General features: G+C 72.3%; 15 protein-coding genes. 6 read left to right on the top strand and 9 right to left on the bottom strand.

The window, feature by feature from the left end; genetic code table 11:
• Window positions 1–90 precede the first annotated feature (90 nt).
• From BX283_RS23400 to BX283_RS23390, 3 genes are all read left to right on the top strand, one after another.
• Window positions 91–996: a hypothetical protein gene (locus BX283_RS23400; RefSeq protein ID WP_101389481.1), complete on the top strand. Its 906-nt coding sequence runs from the start codon at window positions 91–93 to the stop codon at window positions 994–996.
• 71 nt (window positions 997–1,067) lie between these two features.
• Window positions 1,068–1,823: a DUF3558 family protein gene (locus BX283_RS23395; RefSeq protein ID WP_101389480.1), complete on the top strand. Its 756-nt coding sequence runs from the start codon at window positions 1,068–1,070 to the stop codon at window positions 1,821–1,823.
• Between the two features lie 132 nt (window positions 1,824–1,955).
• Complete coding sequence (locus BX283_RS23390) at window positions 1,956–3,209, top strand: DUF2637 domain-containing protein (protein ID WP_101389479.1); 1,254 nt, start codon at window positions 1,956–1,958, stop codon at window positions 3,207–3,209.
• A gap of 109 nt (window positions 3,210–3,318) precedes the next feature.
• Here BX283_RS23390 and lysS read toward each other — a convergent pair whose 3' ends face one another.
• Complete coding sequence (gene lysS, locus BX283_RS23385; RefSeq protein ID WP_101389478.1) at window positions 3,319–5,055, bottom strand: lysine--tRNA ligase; 1,737 nt, start codon at window positions 5,053–5,055, stop codon at window positions 3,319–3,321.
• Between the two features lie 180 nt (window positions 5,056–5,235).
• Between lysS and argS the strand changes: the two genes are divergently transcribed.
• On the top strand, window positions 5,236–6,999 hold the full coding sequence (argS, locus tag BX283_RS23380) for an arginine--tRNA ligase (protein ID WP_101389477.1): 1,764 nt from the start codon (window positions 5,236–5,238) through the stop codon (window positions 6,997–6,999).
• A 22-nt stretch (window positions 7,000–7,021) separates the two neighbouring features.
• Here argS and BX283_RS23375 read toward each other — a convergent pair whose 3' ends face one another.
• The gene (locus BX283_RS23375) at window positions 7,022–8,395 is read right to left on the bottom strand and encodes a helix-turn-helix transcriptional regulator (RefSeq protein ID WP_101389476.1); all 1,374 of its coding nucleotides are present in this window, start codon (window positions 8,393–8,395) and stop codon (window positions 7,022–7,024) included.
• A gap of 352 nt (window positions 8,396–8,747) precedes the next feature.
• Here BX283_RS23375 and BX283_RS42200 point away from each other — a divergent pair, with 352 nt between their 5' ends.
• Window positions 8,748–9,506, top strand: coding sequence for a DUF4232 domain-containing protein (locus BX283_RS42200; protein ID WP_101389475.1), 759 nt, complete (start codon window positions 8,748–8,750; stop codon window positions 9,504–9,506).
• A gap of 23 nt (window positions 9,507–9,529) precedes the next feature.
• Here the strand turns inward: BX283_RS42200 and BX283_RS23365 are convergent, their stop codons facing one another.
• Window positions 9,530–10,720, bottom strand: coding sequence for a PLP-dependent aminotransferase family protein (locus BX283_RS23365; protein ID WP_101389474.1), 1,191 nt, complete (start codon window positions 10,718–10,720; stop codon window positions 9,530–9,532).
• Window positions 10,721–11,130: 410 nt separating this feature from the next.
• Here BX283_RS23365 and BX283_RS23355 point away from each other — a divergent pair, with 410 nt between their 5' ends.
• Complete coding sequence (locus BX283_RS23355; protein ID WP_101389472.1) at window positions 11,131–12,030, top strand: hypothetical protein; 900 nt, start codon at window positions 11,131–11,133, stop codon at window positions 12,028–12,030.
• On the opposite strand, the gene BX283_RS23350 is transcribed toward BX283_RS23355, so the two are convergent.
• The 6 genes from BX283_RS23350 to BX283_RS23325 form a co-directional block, all read right to left on the bottom strand.
• Entirely contained in the window at window positions 12,005–12,970 is a 966-nt protein-coding gene (locus BX283_RS23350) for a molybdopterin-dependent oxidoreductase (RefSeq protein WP_101389471.1), read from the bottom strand. The two genes, BX283_RS23355 and BX283_RS23350, sit on opposite strands and share 26 nt — an antisense overlap.
• Before the next feature lie 18 nt (window positions 12,971–12,988).
• Window positions 12,989–13,975, bottom strand: a complete 987-nt coding sequence (gene hemB / locus BX283_RS23345) for a porphobilinogen synthase (RefSeq protein ID WP_101389470.1) — start codon at window positions 13,973–13,975, stop codon at window positions 12,989–12,991.
• Window positions 13,976–14,129: 154 nt separating this feature from the next.
• On the bottom strand, window positions 14,130–15,791 hold the full coding sequence (locus BX283_RS23340) for a uroporphyrinogen-III synthase (RefSeq protein WP_101389469.1): 1,662 nt from the start codon (window positions 15,789–15,791) through the stop codon (window positions 14,130–14,132).
• On the bottom strand, window positions 15,788–16,762 hold the full coding sequence (gene hemC, locus BX283_RS23335) for a hydroxymethylbilane synthase (RefSeq protein WP_101389468.1): 975 nt from the start codon (window positions 16,760–16,762) through the stop codon (window positions 15,788–15,790). The genes BX283_RS23340 and hemC overlap by 4 nt, the downstream gene beginning before the upstream one ends.
• Window positions 16,759–18,369, bottom strand: coding sequence for a glutamyl-tRNA reductase (locus BX283_RS23330; RefSeq protein WP_101389467.1), 1,611 nt, complete (start codon window positions 18,367–18,369; stop codon window positions 16,759–16,761). Before BX283_RS23330 ends, hemC begins: the two co-directional genes overlap by 4 nt.
• Window positions 18,366–19,148, bottom strand: coding sequence for a redox-sensing transcriptional repressor Rex (locus tag BX283_RS23325; protein ID WP_101389466.1), 783 nt, complete (start codon window positions 19,146–19,148; stop codon window positions 18,366–18,368). The genes BX283_RS23330 and BX283_RS23325 overlap by 4 nt, the downstream gene beginning before the upstream one ends.
• Window positions 19,149–19,338 lie beyond the last annotated feature (190 nt).

Here is a 19,338-nt window from a genome sequence, read left to right as displayed (position 1 = left end):
GGCGTTCACGGCAGCGCGTGCGATAGACATTGTGTCCAGCCGCCGCCTTCCGGCGGCAACCGCTTTTCTCCCGAAAGGAGCCTGGGAACCGTGCAGCGAAAGGCGTACGTGCCGGGTGTGGCGCTCCTCGTGGTGCTCGTCGCGGGCTGCTCCTCGGGATCCGGCACCGACGGCGCCACCACGGACTCCAAGGCGGGCGTGCCCAAGGCCGCGGCCGCCCCGCCGGGCCGGTACCGCACGCTGCCCGAGCCGTGCCGGGCCGTGAACAAGGGCGTCCTCAAGGACATGCTGCCGGGCGCGGCCGAGCTTCCGGACGACCAGAAGGCGAAGGCGTACGCGGGGGCCGCGGAGCTCACGTACGACACGGACCGGCGGGTGGGCTGCCGCTGGAAGGACGAGGCGCCGGACGCGGTGCGGCGGCTGTACGTCGACTTCGAGCGGGTCGTGTCGTACGACCCGGCCGTCAGCGACGACGACCGGGCGAAGGCCGTCTACGGGAAGAAGGAGGCGGCCGCCAAGCTGCCCGCCGCCCCGAAGGACGGCGGCAAGGACACCCGCCCGGGCGGCAGCGGAACCGGCAAGTCCGGGACCCCCAGCGGCAACGGAACCGGCAAGTCCGAAACCCCGAGCGGCACCCCCTCCGGCAAGCCCTCCGCCGGCCTGCGCGTCCAGGGCCAGGCCGCCGCCTCCCCCACCGCCCCGCCCGCGTCCCCTCCCGTCTCCTCCGGCCCGCCCGCCACCACCCCCGACGGGCTGAAGCCGCGTATCCTCACCGGGCTCGGCGACGCCGCGTACCTGGACGACGCGCTCACGGCGAGCGGGTCGGCAGCCCAGCGCCGTACCGTGACCGTCGTCTTCCGTACGTCCAATGTGATCGTGACCGTCGAGTACACGGAACAGCCCAGCTCCCCGGGCGCGACCGCCCCCGACAGCCAGGAACTCCAGGAGAAGACCCAGGCCCTGTCGGCCAAGCTCGCCGAGCTCTTCGGCGACTGAGCCCGCCGGGCCCCTTGAGCGACCCCATGAGCGACCAGCCAGCAGCGACCAGCGAAGGAACGCGTAGAACCATGCACCGACCCGCCCCTGCCACCGCCCCGCGCACGCGGCTCGCCCGTGTGCTCGCCTGCGCCGCCGTCCCCGTGATGCTCGTCGCCGCAGGCTGCTCGTCCGACTCCGGCGGCGACGAGAAGAAGAAGGACTCGGGGTCCTCGTCCTCGGCCGCCACGCCGAGCGGCAAGCAGTCCTCGTCGCCGACCGTCGCCCCGGCGAAGTACGCCAAGCTGCCGGACCCGTGCAAGGCGCTGGCGGAGAAGACGATCGACGAGCTGGTGCCGAAGGCTAAGTCGAAGTCGGGCACGGCGGGCAAGTCGACGGACGTGGCCTCGCAGGGCACCTGCTCGTGGAACGGCCTGGACGACAAGGGCGTGAAGGGCTCGCAGTACCGCTGGCTGGACGTCTCCTTCAAGCGGTACGGCTCGGACGCGGCGATCGGCAGCGGCGACCAGCGCGCGGCGAAGGAGTACGCGCGCCTGCTCGCCGCGACGAAGGCGACGGACGGCGCCAAGAACGTGAAGGCGACGCCGGTCAGCGGCATCGGCGACGAGGCGACGGCGGTCGCCTACGACCTGCACAAGACCGACGAGGACTTCAAGTACGCGGTGATCGTGGCCCGTACGGCGAACGCGGTGGTCGTGCTCGACTACAACGGCGCGGGCTACCAGGGCGCGGACGCGCCGGACGCCGGCGATCTGATGAAGGACGCGCAGGGCGCGGCCAAGGAGGCGGTGGCCTCGGTGGTCGCGGCCAACGGCGCCAAGCAGTAGCGGCAGCGCTTTCACCAGCGGCCGGTAACGAGCCGGGCTCGATACGGAGTCCTGCCCTCCCCTGTGGGCGGGACTCCGTGTTCATGTGCCAGGCTTTGCGCGCCGGTTGTCGACGACGGAGGGGGATCGCGGGTGGCCGCGACGCAGCTGACGCGCACGCATCGCATACTCATCGGGGTGGTGGTCGCGGGTGCGGTGATCATTGCCGGGATCGGGTTCGCGGGTTCTTACGCGGCGGTGCGCGCGCTCGCGGAGAAGAAAGGTTTCGGGAACTTCTCCCTCGTCTTCCCGATCGGCATCGACGCGGGCATCTGTGTGCTGCTCGCGCTCGACCTGCTGCTGACCTGGATCCGCATCCCCTTCCCGCTCCTGCGCCAGACCGCCTGGCTGCTGACGGCCGCGACCATCGCCTTCAACGGCGCGGCCGCCTGGCCCGACCCGCTCGGCGTCGGCATGCACGCCGTCATCCCGGTCCTGTTCGTCGTCGCCGTCGAGGCCGCCCGCCACGCGGTGGGCCGCATCGCGGACATCACCGCCGACAAGCACATGGAAGGCGTCCGCCTCACCCGCTGGCTCCTCTCCCCCGTCCCCACCTTCCGCCTGTGGCGCCGCATGAAGCTGTGGGAACTGCGCTCCTACGAGCAGGTCATCAAGCTCGAACAGGACCGCCTCGTCTACCGCGCCCGCCTGCAGGCCCGCTACGGCCGCGCCTGGCGCCGCAAGGCCCCCGTCGAATCCCTGATGCCGCTGCGCCTGGCCAAGTTCGGCGTCCCGCTCGCCGACACCGGCCCCGCGGGCCTCGCGGCGGCGGGCATCGAGCCCACCCTGCTGCCCACGGCCCCGCCGGTCACGCCGGTGGTGAGCGCGACGCCCCAGCCGGTCGAGCTCCCGGCGGCGCCCGAGCCCGAGCCTCAGCCCGAGCCGGTGCCCGCGCCCGCCCCCGTGCAGGCCGAGGAGCAGGCGCAGGCCGAGCCCGTGGAGAGCCCCTGGTTCGCCGCGCAGCAGCTGGGTCCGGAGGCGTACGAGGGCACGTACGACCCGCAGTACGTCGAGGGTCTGGAGCCGACTCCGGTGATGGTCCCGGCGGGCCCGGGCCGCACCCGTCCGCTGGGCAGCGCGCCCGAGCAGCACCTGCCGCACATGGCGCCGTCCGCGGCCGAGGAGTCGTGGCAGCCGGAGGACTCCGTGTTCGCGGACATGGCGTACAAGGTCTTCGTCGAGTACGTGAACGAGCGCAGCGACTATCCGACGGTCGAGGCGCTGGAGATACACCTCGCTGACGGGCACGGCGTGACGCACCCGCGTGCGGCGGCGCTGCTGCGGCGGCTGATGCCGGAGTTCAAGCAGCGCTACCACGCGGAGCTTGAGGCGGACCACATCGCGTAGCCCGGTCTTTGTCTGCGGGCCGGTGGTCGGCTGCTCGCGCAGTTCCCCGCGCCCCTGGGCAAAAGGGGCCCGGGGCGAAAGCCCCGGGCCCCTCTCCCGCGTGCGGCGGCTACGCCGCCAGCAGCTTCCTCACCCGGTCCGCGCCCACGGCGAGCAGCAGCGTGGGCAGGCGCGGGCCGGTGTCGCGGCCGACCAGCAGGTGGTACAGGAGCGCGAAGAACGTCCGCTGGGCGGTCTTGATCTCCGGCGGCAGCTCCTTGGGCGTGGCGTCCGCGGAGAACCCGGCCTGGACCTTCGGCACGCCGTAGACCAGGTGGGTCAGACCGTCGAGCGACCAGTGGTCGTCGAGGCCGGACACGAGCAGCCGCAGCGACTCGCGGGCCTGGTCGTCGAGCGTGGCGAGCAGCTCGGTGTCGGGCTCCTCGCGCACCACGGTCCGCTGGTCGGCGGGGACCTGCGTGTTGATCCACGCCTCGGCCTTGTCGAGCCGCGGCCGCACCTCGTCGAGCGAGGACAGCGGGTTCGCCGGGTCCAGGTCGCTGAGGATGCGGACGGTCTGCTCGTCGTGGCCGGCGGTGATGTCGACGACCGAGGCGAGCGTGCGGTACGGCATGGGGCGCGGGGTGCGCGGCAGCTCACCGGCGGCGGTGCGGGCGGCACGCGCGTAGGCGGCGGCGTCGGCGGGCAGCACGCTGCCGTCGGCGACCTTGGCCTCCAGCTTGTCCCACTCGTCGTACAGCCGCTGGATCTCCTGGTCGAAGGCGATCTTGAAGGACTGGTTGGGCTTGCGGCGCGCGTACAGCCAGCGCAGCAGCTGCGGCTCCATGATCTTCAGCGCGTCGGCCGGGGTCGGCACGCCGCCCTTGGACGACGACATCTTGGCCATGCCGCTGATGCCGACGAACGCGTACATCGGGCCGATCGGCTGCTCGCCGCCGAAGATCGAGACGATCTGGCCGCCGACCTGGAACGAGGAGCCCGGGGACGAGTGGTCGACGCCGGACGGCTCGAAGATCACGCCCTCGTACGCCCAGCGCATCGGCCAGTCGACCTTCCAGACCAGCTTGCCGCGGTTGAACTCGCTGAGCCGGACGGTCTCGGAGAAGCCGCACGCCGAGCAGGTGTAGGTGAGCTCGGTGGTCTCGTCGTCGTAGGCGCTGACGACCGTGAGGTCCTTGTTGCAGCCGCCGCAGTAGGGCTTGTACGGGAAGTAGCCCGCGGAGCCCGTGCCGTCGTCCTCGGCGGCCGCGCCGGAGCCCTCGGCGGCCTCCAGCTCGGCCTCGTCGACCGGCTTCTGGCCCTTCTTGGCGGGGGCCTTCTTGGTGCGGTACTGCTCCAGGATCGCGTCGATGTCGCCGCGGTGCTTCATCGCGTGCAGGACCTGCTCGCGGTAGGCGCCCGAGGTGTACTGCCGCGTCTGGCTGATCCCGTCGTACTCGACGCCAAGCTCGGCCAGGGCCTCGGTCATCGCGGCCTTGAAGTGCTCGGCCCAGTTCGGGTACGCGGAGCCGGCCGGGGCCGGGACCGAGGTGAGCGGGCGGCCGATGTGCTCGGCCCACGAGTCGTCGATGCCGGGGACGCCGTTGGGGACCTTGCGGTACCGGTCGTAGTCGTCCCAGGAGATCAGGTGGCGGACCTCGTACCCGCGGCGGCGGATCTCGTCCGCGACCAGGTGCGGGGTCATGACCTCACGGAGGTTGCCCAGGTGAATGGGGCCGGAGGGAGACAGGCCGGACGCGACGACGACCGGTTTGCCAGGCGCACGACGCTCCGAGTCGGCAATGACCTCGTCCGCGAAACGGGAGACCCAGTCGGTCTCGGTGCTGCTCTGAGCCACGGTCGGCACGTCCTTCTTTCTCGTACGCCTTGAAGAGGCTGGCCCGCCCATTGTCCCAGACGGAACCACCCCCTCCGGGGTTGCGCGTATTCCCGGAGAACTGGGAGACGCTTGCATGGGAGAATCCCCCTGTACGCATCCCGTCCGCAAACCCATTCGCGGGCGGCCGACCGACAGGAAACGGAACCCATGGCTTCGGTCCCTTCCCTCGCTTCCACTGTCCAGCAGCGACTGGCGGACGCCCTCTCGGCAGCCCTGCCGGAGGCCGGCTCCACCGACCCGCTGCTGCGACGAAGCGACCGGGCCGACTTCCAGGCCAACGGCATCCTGGCGCTCGCGAAGAAGCTCAAGGGCAACCCGCGCGAGCTGGCGACGAAGGTCACCGACGCGCTGGACGCCGGTGACGTGCTGAAGGACGTCGAGGTCTCGGGCCCCGGCTTCCTCAACATCACGCTCACCGACAAGGCGATCACCCGGACGCTGGCCGCGCGCGCCGCCGACGACCGGCTCGGCGTGCCGCTGAAGGAGAAGCCGGGCGTCACGGTCGTCGACTACGCCCAGCCGAACGTGGCGAAGGAGATGCACGTCGGCCATCTGCGCTCGGCGGTCATCGGCGACGCGCTGCGCGGCATGCTCGACTTCACCGGCGAGAAGACGATCGGCCGGCACCACATCGGCGACTGGGGCACCCAGTTCGGCATGCTCATCCAGTACCTGATCGAGAACCCGGGCGAGCTGGCCCCGGCCGACGAGGTCGACGGCGAGCAGGCCATGTCGAACCTGAACCGGGTCTACAAGGCCTCGCGCGCGGTCTTCGACTCCGACGAGGAGTTCAAGGAGCGGGCGCGCAAGCGGGTCGTCGCCCTCCAGTCGGGCGACAAGGAGACCCTGGAGCTGTGGCAGCAGTTCGTCGACGAGTCGAAGGTCTACTTCTACTCGGTCTTCGAGAAGCTGGACATGGAGGTCCGGGACGAGGAGATCGTCGGCGAGTCCGCGTACAACGACCTGATGCCGGAGACGGCCCGCCTCCTTGAGGAGTCCGGTGTCGCGGTGCGCTCCGAGGGCGCGCTCGTGGTTTTCTTCGACGAGATCCGGGGCAAGGACGACCAGCCGGTCCCGCTGATCGTGCAGAAGGCGGACGGCGGCTTCGGCTATGCGGCCTCCGACCTCTCGGCGATCCGGAACCGGGTCACCGACCTGAACGCGACCTCGCTGATCTACGTCGTGGACGTACGCCAGTCGCTGCACTTCAAGATGGTCTTCGAGGCGGCCCGCCGGGCGGGCTGGCTCGGCGACGACGTCACCGCGCACAACATGGGCTACGGCACGGTGCTGGGCGCCGACGGCAAGCCGTTCAAGACCCGTGAGGGCGAGACGGTCAAGCTGGAGGACCTCCTCGACGAGGCCGTCGAGCGGGCCACGGCGGTCGTGCGCGAGAAGGCCGAGAAGGTGGGCCTGACCGAGGAGGAGATCGTCGAGAACGGGCGGTACGTCGGCATCGGCGCCGTGAAGTACGCGGACCTGTCGACGTCGGCGAACCGGGACTACAAGTTCGACCTGGACCAGATGGTGTCGCTGAACGGCGACACGTCCGTGTACCTCCAGTACGCGTACGCCCGGATCAAGTCGATCCTGCGCAAGTCCGAGGGCGACACCGCCGCCGCGCACCCCGAGCTCGAACTCGCCCCGGCGGAGCGGGCGTTGGGCCTGCACCTGGACGCGTTCGGCGATCTGGTCTACGAGGCCTCGGCCGAGTACGCGCCGCACAAGCTGGCGGCGTACCTGTACCAGCTGGCGTCCCTGTTCACGACGTTCTACGACCAGTGCCCGGTGATCAAGCCGCGCCCGGCGCAGGACGTGGTCGAGAACCGGCTGTTCCTGTGCGACCTGACCGCCCGGACGCTCCACCAGGGCATGGCCCTGCTCGGCATCCGGACGCCCGAGCGCCTCTGATCCGCCCCGTGCGGGGAGCGGCTCACGTGGTGAGCCGCTCCCACACGTTGGTGTCCAGCCGGTACTCGTAGGCCGGGCGGCCCTTGATGGCGCTGCTGTGGAACGGCTTCCCGTTGTCGTAGACCGGGATCTTGCCGGAGCGGTCGCCGCTGCTCCAGTCGATCTCCAGGTACCAGGTCACGTCGTGCGCGTCGGTGTGCACATCGAGGTTGAGCACCTGCGGATCGGTCGCGGACACCTTGTACGGGAAGTCCGTGGCGGGCGCCTTCGCCTCGCCCTGCGTGCCGCCGACCGGCTTGGCGCGCGGCTGGGACGCGTCCAGGTCGATGTCGAAGAAGCCCGGGGTGATCGAGCCCCCGCACCCCGAACCCATCGAGTACGCGGTCCAGTCGAGCGGCGCCCCCCGGTCCACGACCCGGACGTGCACGGCGTTGATGACGACCGACTCGGCCGTCTTGCCGGTCGCGGTGAGCTGGAGCGTGAGGTGCCCTCCGTCGACCCCGCCGAGCAGCCCCGCCCACGGGCGGCTCTCCTCCGGGGCGGGCGGCTTCGGCACCGAGCCCGGCTTCTGGTCGAGCAGATAGAACTTCCCGCAGGGCCCGTCCCACTGGTACGAGCTGACGCCGACGGCGAGCGGGTCGGCGGCGGGCGGGGCGTGCTTGCGGGGGGCGGGCGCCGACGGGGTGCGGGCGGACGGACTGCCGCTGCCGGACGGGCTCGCCGAGGAGGCATCGGGGCTCGGCGCGGGGGGCTTGGGGAGCGTGCCCTTCGGCAGGGTACGCCCGGTCTCCTCGGCGTCGGCGACGGCCGAGCTCTTGGGGCCCCCGTCGTCCCCGGACCCGCCGGAGAGCGCGGCGACGGCCACGGCCGGAACGGCGAGCGCGACGACGGCCGCCCCGATGAGCACGAGGCGGGTGCGCTTGGTGATACGGGACGGACGGCGCGGGGCGGGCGCGTCGGTGACCACGCCGGTGACCACATCGGTGACCACGGAGACGACTTCCGGCTCGGGCGCGGGTTCCGGCTCGGGGGTCGCGGGCTCCGGTTCGGGTGCCGGGCCCGTCGCGGCAGCGGGCGCGGCCGCCTTCGGCTCCGGCTCGGTCCGCGCGACCGGACGCGCCGCTTCCGCCGCCGCGCCCCGCGAGCGGCGGCGCGCCTCGTCCGCCAGGATCCAGCGCCGGTGGAGCTCGACCGACTCCTCCCGGGTGGCCCCGCAGAGCCGGGCCAGCCGGTCGATCGGGGCGAACTCATTGGGCACGGCGTCACCGTTGCAGTACCGGTGGAGCGTCGACGTACTCACATGGAGCTTGCCCGCGAGGACGCCGTAACTCCGTCCCGAACGGTCCTTCAACTCCCTGAGCAACGCCGCGAAATCCTCGGACTCAGCCGTAGCCACGAGTCGTTTCCCTCCCCTGTCCGTCCCGGAAACGCGTTCCAGGGGAAGTGCGTTTCCCCAGGTCAGAGCGTGTTTCCGCGTTCCAGCTTCCCCCATTGTCCCCTGCTGATTGCGATCGCCGCCGACCGGCCCGCAAGGTAGGTGCAGCAACCAGCCACACCGGCACCACCGGGGGAGCAGGCAATGCGATTCCGCATCCGGGTCAACCTGGCGGACACGCTGGCCGCCGCGATGCTGGCCGCCTCGGTGGTCACGGTCGTCGCACTGGTCCTCAGTCTTCACGCCTGACCCGCTCACTCACGTACTCAGCACGTTCCGCTCACGCACCGACCAACGGGGAGCTCGATCCACCATGCGCACCAACCTCCGCATCACCGCCGCCGCGACCACCGCCCTCATCGCCGCGCTGTCCCTCAGCGCCTGCGGCAGCGACTCCGGTTCGAAGGAGTCGGACAAGGCGGGGTCGAAGCCGTCCGCCTCGGCGCCCGCCACCTCCGGCACGGACGGCGGCAGCCAGGGCGCCACGACCGCCGGCGGCTCGGCCGGGACGACGGGCGGCACGGGCGGCACCTCCGGCGGCACCGGCGGGTCCGGTGCGACCACCGGCGGCACCGGCACCGCCAAGCCCGCCAAGTCGAACGGCAAGCAGTCGGGCGGCCAGACGGGCTCGGGCTCGGGCTCGTCCAAGCGCGTCACCTGCACCGGCTCCAACGTCAAGCTGACGGCGACCCCGGTCTCCCGCCCGATCAACCACGTCCTGCTGACCGCGACCAACATCGGCAAGACGACCTGCAACGCCTACGACGCCCCGGCGGTCAAGTTCTCCAACGCCCAGTCGCCGATCCCCGTCGACAAGGACACCATCCCGCAGTCGGTCGTCTCGCTCGCCCCGGGCCAGTCCGCGTACGCGATGATCCGCACCCAGGGCGAGCCCGACGGCACCGACCCGTACATGACCAGCCAGGTCGTCGTGTACTTCCGCGGCGCCGTCGGCATGGAGTCCGTCGGCCGCTCGGCCTACGCCTCGCTGGCCAAGCCGGTCGGCGTCGTCGACGCGCAGGCCATGGCCACCTACTGGCAGTCGGACATGGGCGCGATCAGCGCCTGGTAGCAGGCCCCGGCAAAGACAGGCCCTCAGCCCCGCAGCGCCCGCCCCAGCCGCCTGAGCCCCTCCGCGATCTCGTCCGGCGCCGAGGTGACGAAGCACAGCCGCAGCGCGGCCGGGTCGGGTGTCCCCGCGAAGAAGGGGGCGCCGGGCACATACGCCACGTCGTGAGCGACCGCCTCCTTCAGGGAGGCGGTCGCGTCGCTTCCCGGCGGCAGCGTGGCCCACAGGAACATGCCGCCCTCGGGCCGGTTCCACGAGGAGCCCTCGGGCAGCGCGTCCGCCAGTCCGGCGAGCATCGCGTCCCGCCGCTCGCCGTACGCCGCCCGCACCTTGGCGACGTGCGCGTCCAGGTCGCGGTCGGCCAGATAGCGGGCGGCGGCGAGCTGGTTGACGGTCGGGGTGTGCAGATCGGCGGCCTGCTTGGCGATGCCGCAGGCCCGCAGCAGCGCCTCGGGCGCCCGCAGCCAGCCGAGCCGCAGCCCCGGCGCCATGATCTTCGAGTAGCTGCCGAGCAGGACGGTACGGTCGGCGGCGCCCTCGTACGAGGAGATCCACGGCACGCTCTCGCCCTCGTAGCGCAGCTCGCCGTACGGGTCGTCCTCGACCACCCACAGCCCGCGCCGGACAGCGACCTCGGCGACGGCCCGGCGCCGCTCGGCGGTCATGGTGCGGCCGGTCGGGTTCTGGAAGGTGGGCACCGAGTAGAAGAGCTTCGGCCGCTCCCGGGCGACGAGTTCGTCGAGGGCCACGGGGTCGGGCCCGTCGGCGTCCGAGGGCACGGCGACGATCCGGGCACCCGCGAACCCGAAGACCTGGAGCGCGGCGAGGTAACAGGGATCCTCGACGAGGACGGTGTCCCCGGGCTCGACCAGGGCCGCCGCGAGCAGGGTGAGGCCCTGCTGCGACCCGGTGGTGACGAGCAACTGCCCGGCCCCGGTGGGCAGTCCGCGCGCGGTGAGCCGCGCGGCGGTGGCGGCCCGCAGCCCCGGGTCGCCCTCGGTCGTCGAGTACTGCAACGCCGCCCGCCCCTCGCCCGCGAGCACGGCCCCGAACGCCTCGGCCATCCCCGCCACGTCGAACAGCTCCGGCGCGGGCAGCCCGCCCGCGAACGAGATGACCTCGGGCCGGGCGGTGAGCGCCAGGATCTCCCGCACGGGCGAGGCCCCCACGGAGGCGGCCCGGGCGGCGAGGGCGGGTGGTGCGGCGGCGACGTTCATGGGCGGCCCCCAGTCGTTTAGTAGGACATCCAACTAGCCAGGCAGCGTACGCACTTCCGTGCCGCTTACACACGCCTGTCCGTGTTTTGGTCGGGGAAGCGCTTGCTCGTCTGCGGCCCGGTGGGGGCTGGTCGCGCAGTTCCCCGCGCCCCTGAAAATGCCGCTCCGCGGCAATCCCCTGGGCGCCCCGCAGGGGCGCGTCTCAGGGGCGCGGGGAACTGCGCGACCAGTTGGGGACGGCCCGCAACCGAAGAACCAGCCGCCCGGCCGAGGGCTTTGGGGAAGGGGCGGGGTGGGGGAACACACCCGCCCGGGTGACCCGGCCGCGCGGCTGCGCCCCGGCCCGTCGCCGGACTCGTTACCTCTGTGACGACACGCGGGACAGGCGCACGACGACGTCGGGAGGCCAAGTGAGCCGGGACGAGGAACAGTGGGACGCGGACGTCCGGGCGGAGCTCCACGTCCACCCCGACGGGACGTGGCTGTACGTGGGCGAGCCGCACGGCATCCTGCGCGTCCCGCTGGGCGAGGACGGCCGTCCGGAGGCCCCGGCCGAGTGGACCCCGGGCATCAGGCCGTACGGGCTCGCGGCGGACAGCACGGGCGCCCGCCTGTACGTCACCGACCCCCCGGGCCGACGGCTGCTGTGGCACGTCCTGGACGCCACCGGCAGACCTTCGCGCGGCATCGGCTGGCAGGTGTTCACCCCGACCGGCGCCGAGCCCGGCGGCACGGTCGCGCCGCACCCGTCCCGTCCGCTCCTCTATGTGGCCAACCGGGACGAGAAGGCGGCCGTCTCGTGCGTTCCGCTGGGCGAGGACGGCAGGCCCGACGACGGGGGCACGACGACGCTCTGGGTACGCGGCACAGCGCCCCTCCACAAGGGCCTGGCCGTCCACCCGGCCGGCACCCACCTCTACGTCAGCGACCCCCAGGGCCGCGCCCTGAACGTCTTCGCGCTGAACGCGGACGGCCGGGCGGACTCCGACGGCCCGTCGCTGACCCGGCAGATGCCGCCCGCCCCGGGCCCGCTCACGGTCCACCCGGCGGCCAGCTGCGTCTACTTCGCCGAAGAGGAGACGGGAGCGGTGTATCGCGACGCCCTCGGCACCGACGGCCTCCTCGCCCAGGACACCGCGCCCGAGAAGCTGCCGGGCTTCACGGTCCCGCACTGCACGGGGATCGCGGTGCACCCCCGGGGCACCTACCTCTACGCGTCCACCACGGCCACGCTCGCGGTGACCGAGCTGAGCCCGCACACGGGCCACCCGTCCGGGCGCCCGGTCACGCTCCCGCTCCCCCGACGGTGACCGTGATCTCGTGGATCGAGTTGCGCACCCCGGGCGGCGGCTGGACGCGCCCGTCGCGGTCGGTGGCGCGGGCGCGGATGCGGTGGCGGCCGGGCGGGAGCCGCAAGTCCAGGGTGAAGGGCTGCCAGGCGGGATCGGCCCCGAGCGGTTCGAGTGAGGCGGGCCGCCAGCCCTCCCCATCCACACTCACATCGACGGCGACGACCTCACACGTACTCCAGGCGCGCCCGACCAACTCGACCCGCTCCCCCGGCAGTTGATCCCCGTCCTGGGGACCGAGGATCTTGCTTCCGACATCCACGGAACGCACCGGCCGGGCGGTCCGCTCGCCGGGGTGGACGCGGGTGTAGAAGCGCGTGGTGAACATGTGGTCCGGCCGCTCGTCGGCCAGGATGATCCGGGTCAGCCACTTCACCGAGTTCGTGCCGAACATCCGGGGCACGACGGTCCGCAGCGGATGCCCGTGCCGGACGGTGAGCGGCTCGCCGTTCATCTCGTACGCGAGGAAGACGTCCCGCCGGGCCGTCTCCAGGGGCAGGTCCTTCACGTACGAGAGCCCGTCCTCGCCGTCGAACGCCCCGGTGTCCGCGCCCTCGAACCAGACGTGCCGCGCGGAGGCGAGTGGCACGGCCCGGTCGAGGAGCGCGGAGAGGTCGAACCCGGTCCACACCAGGTTGGCCACGGCCCGGGTCGGCACGTCCGGCTTGAACGGGTTGCCGAAGCACTCGTGGAAGGCGGTGAACCGGCGGGCGGGCAGGGCGAGGACCTCGTCGAGCCGCAGCCGGAACGGCCGCTCGACGAGCCCTTCGACCGACAGGGTCCAGGAGTCGAGGTCGAGGTCGGGCACCCCGAGGTGGGCGCGCACGAACACGTTGTCCACGGGCGTGACGAAGTCGACGACGTCGTCGAAGTCCCGTACGTCTAACGCCTGTTCCGCCACCGCTGGACCCCCATCGCCCTACAGCCCGCGGGCGACCTCCGTCGCCCAGTACGTAAGGATCAAGTTGGCACCGGCCCGCTTGATTCCCGTCAGGGTCTCCAGGATCGCCCGGTCGCGGTCGATCCAGCCCTTCTCGGCGGCGGCCTCGACCATCGCGTACTCACCGCTGATCTGGTACGCGGCGACGGGCACGTCCACGGACTCGGCGACCTTGGCGAGGATGTCGAGGTAGGGGCCCGCGGGCTTCACCATGACCATGTCGGCGCCCTCGTCGAGGTCCAGCGCGAGCTCGCGCAGGGACTCGCGGACGTTGGCCGGGTCCTGCTGGTACGTCTTGCGGTCGCCCTGGAGGGAGGAGCCGACGGCCTCGCGGAAGGGGCCGTAGAAGGCGGAGGAGTACTTGGCGGTGTAGGCGAGGATGGAGACGTCCTCGTGGCCGGTCTGGTCGAGGGCGTCGCGGACGACGCCGACCTGACCGTCCATCATGCCGCTGGGGCCGACGACGTGGACGCCGGCGTCGGCCTGGACCTGGGCCATCTCGGCGTACCGCTCCAGGGTGGCGTCGTTGTCGACGCGCCCGTCGGCGTCGAGGACACCGCAGTGGCCGTGGTCGGTGTACTCGTCGAGGCAGAGGTCGGACATGACGACGAGGTCGTCCCCGATCTCGTCGCGCACGGCGCGGATGGCGACCTGGAGGATGCCGTCGGGGTCGGTGCCGGCGGTCCCGGCGGCGTCCTTCTTCTCGTCCTCCGGCACCCCGAAGAGCATGATCCCGGCGACCCCGGCCTCGACGGCCTCCACGGCGGCCTTGCGCAGGGTGTCGAGCGAGTGCTGCACGACGCCGGGCATGGCCTGGATGGGGACGGGTTCCGTGATGCCCTCGCGTACGAACGCGGGGAGGATCAGGTCGGCGGGGTGCAGCCGGGTCTCGGCGACCATGCGGCGCATGGCGGGGGTGGTGCGGAGCCGCCGGGGGCGGGCGCCGGGGAAGGATCCGTAGGTCATGCGCCTACGCTACGCCGGTCGCGAAAGCTCCTGGCGGGCGGCCGGGACTTTGTCTGCGGACCGTGGGTGGCTGGTCGCGCAGTTCCCCGCGCCCCTAGGTAGTTAGGGGCGCGGGGAACTGCGCGAGCAACCCACCACGGTCCGCAGACGAACGTCAGGTCGTGCGACGCCGCCGCGCCCCGGGACGGCGCTCGCTGGGCCGGGTCACGTGCTCGCCCGCCTCCACCGCCGCATCACGGCGCGCCGCACCGAACTCCGCCAACGCCTCCGCCAGCTTCAGCACCGACGGCTCCGGAGCCATGACGTCGACCCGCAGCCCGTGCTCCTCCGCCGTCTTCGCCGTGGCGGGACCGATACACGCGATCACCGTCACGTTGTGCGGCTTCCCGGCGATGCCGACCAAATTCCGGACCGTCGAAGACGACGTGAAGAGCACCGCGTCGAACCCGCCGCCCTTGATCGCCTCACGGGTGTCGGCCGGCGGCGGCGACGCGCGCACGGTGCGGTACGCCGTGACGTCGTCCACCTCCCAGCCCAGCTCGATGAGCCCCGCCACCAGGGTCTCGGTGGCGATGTCCGCACGGGGCAGGAAGACACGGTCGATCGGGTCGAAGACCGGGTCGTAGGGCGGCCAGTCCTCCAGGAGGCCCGCCGCCGACTGCTCGCCGCTCGGCACCAGGTCCGGCTTCACGCCGAACTCCACCAGCGCCGCCGCCGTCTGCTCGCCCACCGCAGCGACCTTGATGCCCGCGAACGCGCGCGCGTCGAGCCCGTACTCCTCGAACTTCTCGCGTACGGCCTTGACCGCGTTCACCGAGGTGAAGGCGATCCACTCGTAGCGGCCCGTCACCAGGCCCTTGACCGCGCGCTCCATCTGCTGCGGCGTGCGCGGCGGCTCGACGGCGATGGTCGGCACCTCGTGCGGCACCGCGCCGTACGAACGCAGCTGGTCGGAGAGCGAAGCCGCCTGCTCCTTCGTGCGCGGTACGAGCACCCGCCACCCGAAGAGCGGCTTGGACTCGAACCACGACAGCCGGTCGCGCTGGGCGGCGGCGGTGCGCTCACCGACCACGGCTATGACCGGCTGGTGGCCGTCCGGGGACGGCAGCACCTTCGCCTGCTTGAGGACCTGGGCGATGGAGCCGAGCGTCGCGTTCCAGGTGCGCTGGCGCGTGGTCGTACCGGCGATCGTCACCGTCATCGGGGTGTCGGGCTTGCGGCCCGCCGCGACGAGTTCGCCCGCCGCCGCGGCCACCGTCTCCAGGGTCGCGGAGACGACGACCGTGCCGTCGCTCGCGCCGACCTCGGTCCAGCAGCGCTCGCCCGCGCTGCGCGCGTCGACGAAGCGGACGTCGGCGCCCGTCGTGTCGCTGAGCGGAACACCGGCGTACGCGGGTACGCCCACCGCCGTCGCGACACCGGGCACGACCTCGAAGGGGATGCCCTCCGCGGCGCAGGCGAGCATCTCGTCGCCCGCGCTGCCGTCGAGCCCGGGGTCACCGGAGACGGCACGGACGACCCGCCTGCCGGAGCGCGCGGCCTCCATGACAAGATTGGCCGCGTCCCGCAACACGGGGACTCCTGCGGTGGCTGACGCCTCGTCAACTACCGTCAGCTGAGGCGTGTCCACACCTGCCCGCGCATGCGCGCGAACCACGTCGAGCACAGCCGGCTCGGCGATCAGGACATCGGCCGACGCCAGCGCTTCCACGGCGCGCAGCGTCAGCAGTCCCGGGTCCCCTGGGCCGGCACCGAGGAAGGTGACGCACCCGTGCGCGGAGACGGCGGGAAGGTTCGAGGAGTTGGTGGGGCTCAAAGTGCTCGCTCCCCCATAAGACCGGCCGCACCCTTGGCAAGCATCTCGACCGCGAGTTCGCGACCGAGCGCCACGGCTTCGTCGTGCGACGCAGGTACGGGACCGGTGATGGACAGCTGCACCAGCGTCGAGCCGTCGGTGGTACCGACGACGCCGCGCAGGCGCATCTCATGAACAATCTGCCCGTCGGCCAGAAGGTCGGCGTAGGCACCCACGGGTGCGGAACAGCCGGCCTCCAGGGCGGCGAGCAGGGACCGCTCGGCGGTCACGGCGACCCGGGTGTACGGGTCGTCGAGCTCGGCGAGCGCGGCGGCGAGGTCGGCATCGGCTGCCGTGCACTCGATCGCCAGTGCCCCCTGGCCGGGGGCGGGCAGCATGGTGTCGACCGGAAGGAAATCGGTCACCTCACCGATCCTGCCGATACGGTTCAGCCCGGCCGCGGCGAGTACCACCGCGTCGAGTTCACCGCTGTGCGCGAATCCGATCCGGGTGTCGATGTTCCCCCGGATCGGCACGGTTTCGACGGCCACGCCGTGGCTGCGCGCGTACGCGTTCAGCTGCGACATGCGCCGGGGCGAGCCGGTGCCTATGCGGACCGGACGGCCCTCGGCGGCGGCGGCCAGCTCGGTCAGGGTCAGCCCGTCGCGCGCCACCAGCACGTCGCGCGGGTCCTCGCGGACCGGCACGGCGGCGAGCACGAGGTCGTCGGGCTGCGCGGTCGGCAGGTCCTTGAGCGAGTGCACGGCGAAGTCGACGTCGCCGCGCAGCAGCGCGTCGCGCAGCGCGGTCACGAAGACGCCCGTGCCGCCGATCTGCGCCAGGTGCTCGCGCGAGGTGTCGCCGTACGTGGTGATCTCCACCAGCTCGACCGGACGCCCGGTCAACTGCCGTACGGCGTCGGCCACCTGGCCGGACTGGGCCATGGCGAGCATGCTGCGCCTGGTCCCCAGCCTCAGTGCTTTCTGGGTCATGACCGCCCTCGGTTCTTCGCGTCTCGGTTCTTAACGTCCCGGTTCTTGACGTCCGCGTCGCTCAGATCGGCCCGCGACACGGCGGCGACCGTCTCCGGGTCGAGGTCGAAGAGTGTGCGCAGCGCGTCCGCGTACCCGGCGCCGCCGGGCTCGGCCGCCAGCTGCTTGATCCGCACGGTCGGCGCGTGCAGGAGCTTATCGACGACGCGGCGCACGGTCTGGGTGACCTCGGCGCGCTGCTTCTCGTCCAGATCGGGCAGCCGCCCCTCAAGGCGGGCCACCTCGCCGGCCACCACGTCGGCGGCCATGGCGCGCAGCGCGACCACGGTCGGCGTGATGTGCGCGGCGCGCTGGGCGGCGCCGAAGGCGGCGACCTCGTCGGAGACGATCGAGCGCACCTGGTCGACGTCGGCGGCCATCGGCGCGTCGGCCGAGGCCTCGGCGAGCGACTCGATGTCGACGAGACGCACACCGGGGATGCGGTGGACGGCGGCGTCGATGTCGCGCGGCATGGCGAGGTCGAGCAGCGCGAGCCGGACCGGGCCGGTCTGCGCGGGGATGCGGCGCCGGCCGGCGGGCCGGGCGCCGGTGGCGTTGTCGGCCCAACTGCCGTGCAGCTCCAGCGAGTCGGCGTCGACGCCCTGGTCGCGTACGGCGTCGGCGGCCTCGGCGACCGCCGTGTACGCGGCGAGTCCGGCGCCCGCGGCGGCCGTGGCGCCGAAGTCGACGGGGCAGCCCTCGGCGGCGGGCGCGTGGCTCGCGGGAGCGGCGGCCACCGGGGCGCCGACCGCGTCGCCGACGGCCTGAGCCGTCAGGACCAGACCGGTCGCGCCCGTACAGGACACCGCCACGTCGACTCGTGTCAGCTCGCGCGCGACATCGCTCATCGCCACCGCGCGGGCGGCCGTGCCCGACTCCGTGAGGATCTCGACCAGGCGCTCGGCGCGGGCGGGCGTGCGGTTGGCGACGATGACCTCGCGCACTCCGGCGCGCGCCAGCGTCGCCGCGGCCAGCGAGGACATCGAGCCCGCGCCGATCACCAGGGCGCGCTTGTCCTTGGCCCAGCTGTCCACCGTCACACCGACGGCCAGCTGCTCCAGGCCGAAGGTGACCAGGGACTGCCCGGCCCGGTCGATGCCGGTCTCGCTGTGGGCGCGCTTGCCGACCCGCAGGGCCTGCTGGAACAGGTCGTTGAGGAGCCGCCCGGCGGTGTGGAGCTCCTGCCCCAGCGCCAGGGTGTCCTTGATCTGGCCGAGGATCTGCCCCTCGCCCACGACCATCGAGTCCAGCCCGCACGCCACCGAGAAGAGGTGGTGGACGGCCCGGTCCTCGTAGTGCACATAGAGATACGGAGTGAGCTCTTCCAGGCCGACGCCGCTGTGCTGGGCGAGCAGCGTGGAGAGCTCGGCGACGCCCGCGTGGAACTTGTCCACGTCCGCGTACAGCTCGATGCGGTTACAGGTGGCCAGGACCGCCGCCTCGGCCGCGGGCTCCGCGGCGAGGGTGTCCTGAAGCAGCTTGACCTGCGCGTCCGCCGAGAGCGAGGCCCGCTCAAGGATGCTGACGGGGGCGCTGCGGTGGCTGAGGCCGACGACCAGGAGGCTCATGCCGGCATCACGGCGGGCATGTCCCCGTCGGGTCCCTTCCGGTCCACGGCCGCGCCGCCGCGCACCACGGGCGCCACTGCCTCGGAGACACCGCCGGCCTCGGCGGCGGCCGCGTCCTCACCGGCCTTGCGCTGCTCGTGGAAGGCGAGGATCTGCAGCTCGATGGAGAGGTCGACCTTGCGCACGTCGACGCCCTCGGGCACCGACAGGACGGTCGGCGCGAAGTTCAGGATGGAGGTGACCCCGGCGGCGACCAGACGGTCGCAGACCGGCTGCGCGGCGCCCGCCGGCGTCGCGATGACGCCGATGGAGACCCCGTTCTCGCTGATGATCTTCTCCAGGTCGTCGGAGTGCTGCACCGGGATCCCGGCGACGGGCTTGCCCGCCATCGCGGGGTCCGCGTCGATCAGCGCGGCGACCCGGAAGCCACGGGAGGCGAAGCCGCCGTAGTTGGCGAGGGCCGCGCCGAGGTTGCCGATGCCGACGATGACGACCGGCCAGTCCTGGGTGAGGCCGAGCTCGCGGGAGATCTGGTAGACGAGGTACTCGACGTCGTAGCCGACGCCCCTGGTCCCGTACGAGCCGAGGTACGAGAAGTCCTTGCGCAGCTTCGCGGAGTTGACCCCCGCGGCCGCGGCCAGCTCCTCGGAGGAGACCGTGGGTACGGAGCGCTCCGACAGTCCGGTCAGCGCACGCAGATACAGCGGAAGCCTGGCGACGGTGGCCTCGGGGATTCCTCGGCTACGGGTCGCCGGTCGGTGAGTTCGGCCAGTTGCCACGGTGCTCCTGCGGGATGAGCGAGGCAGGCGGCCATGTGTCCCAGGACCGCCCCGTCGAATGCAGGCTATGTCTTTGTGAACGCGTGCACAAAGATGGTGTCCGCTTTGTCCGAGCAAAGTGACCGGGCTCACGCGAACCGGCGCCGATTTCCGGGAACCGACAGCGAAGTCGACCCGTTGAGAACCCGAA

Source organism: Streptomyces sp. TLI_146 (genome assembly GCF_002846415.1).
GTDB lineage: Bacteria > Actinomycetota > Actinomycetes > Streptomycetales > Streptomycetaceae > Streptomyces.
The sequence above is the reverse complement of the archived record's forward strand: the minus strand, read 5'-3'. Positions and strand labels throughout refer to the sequence as shown.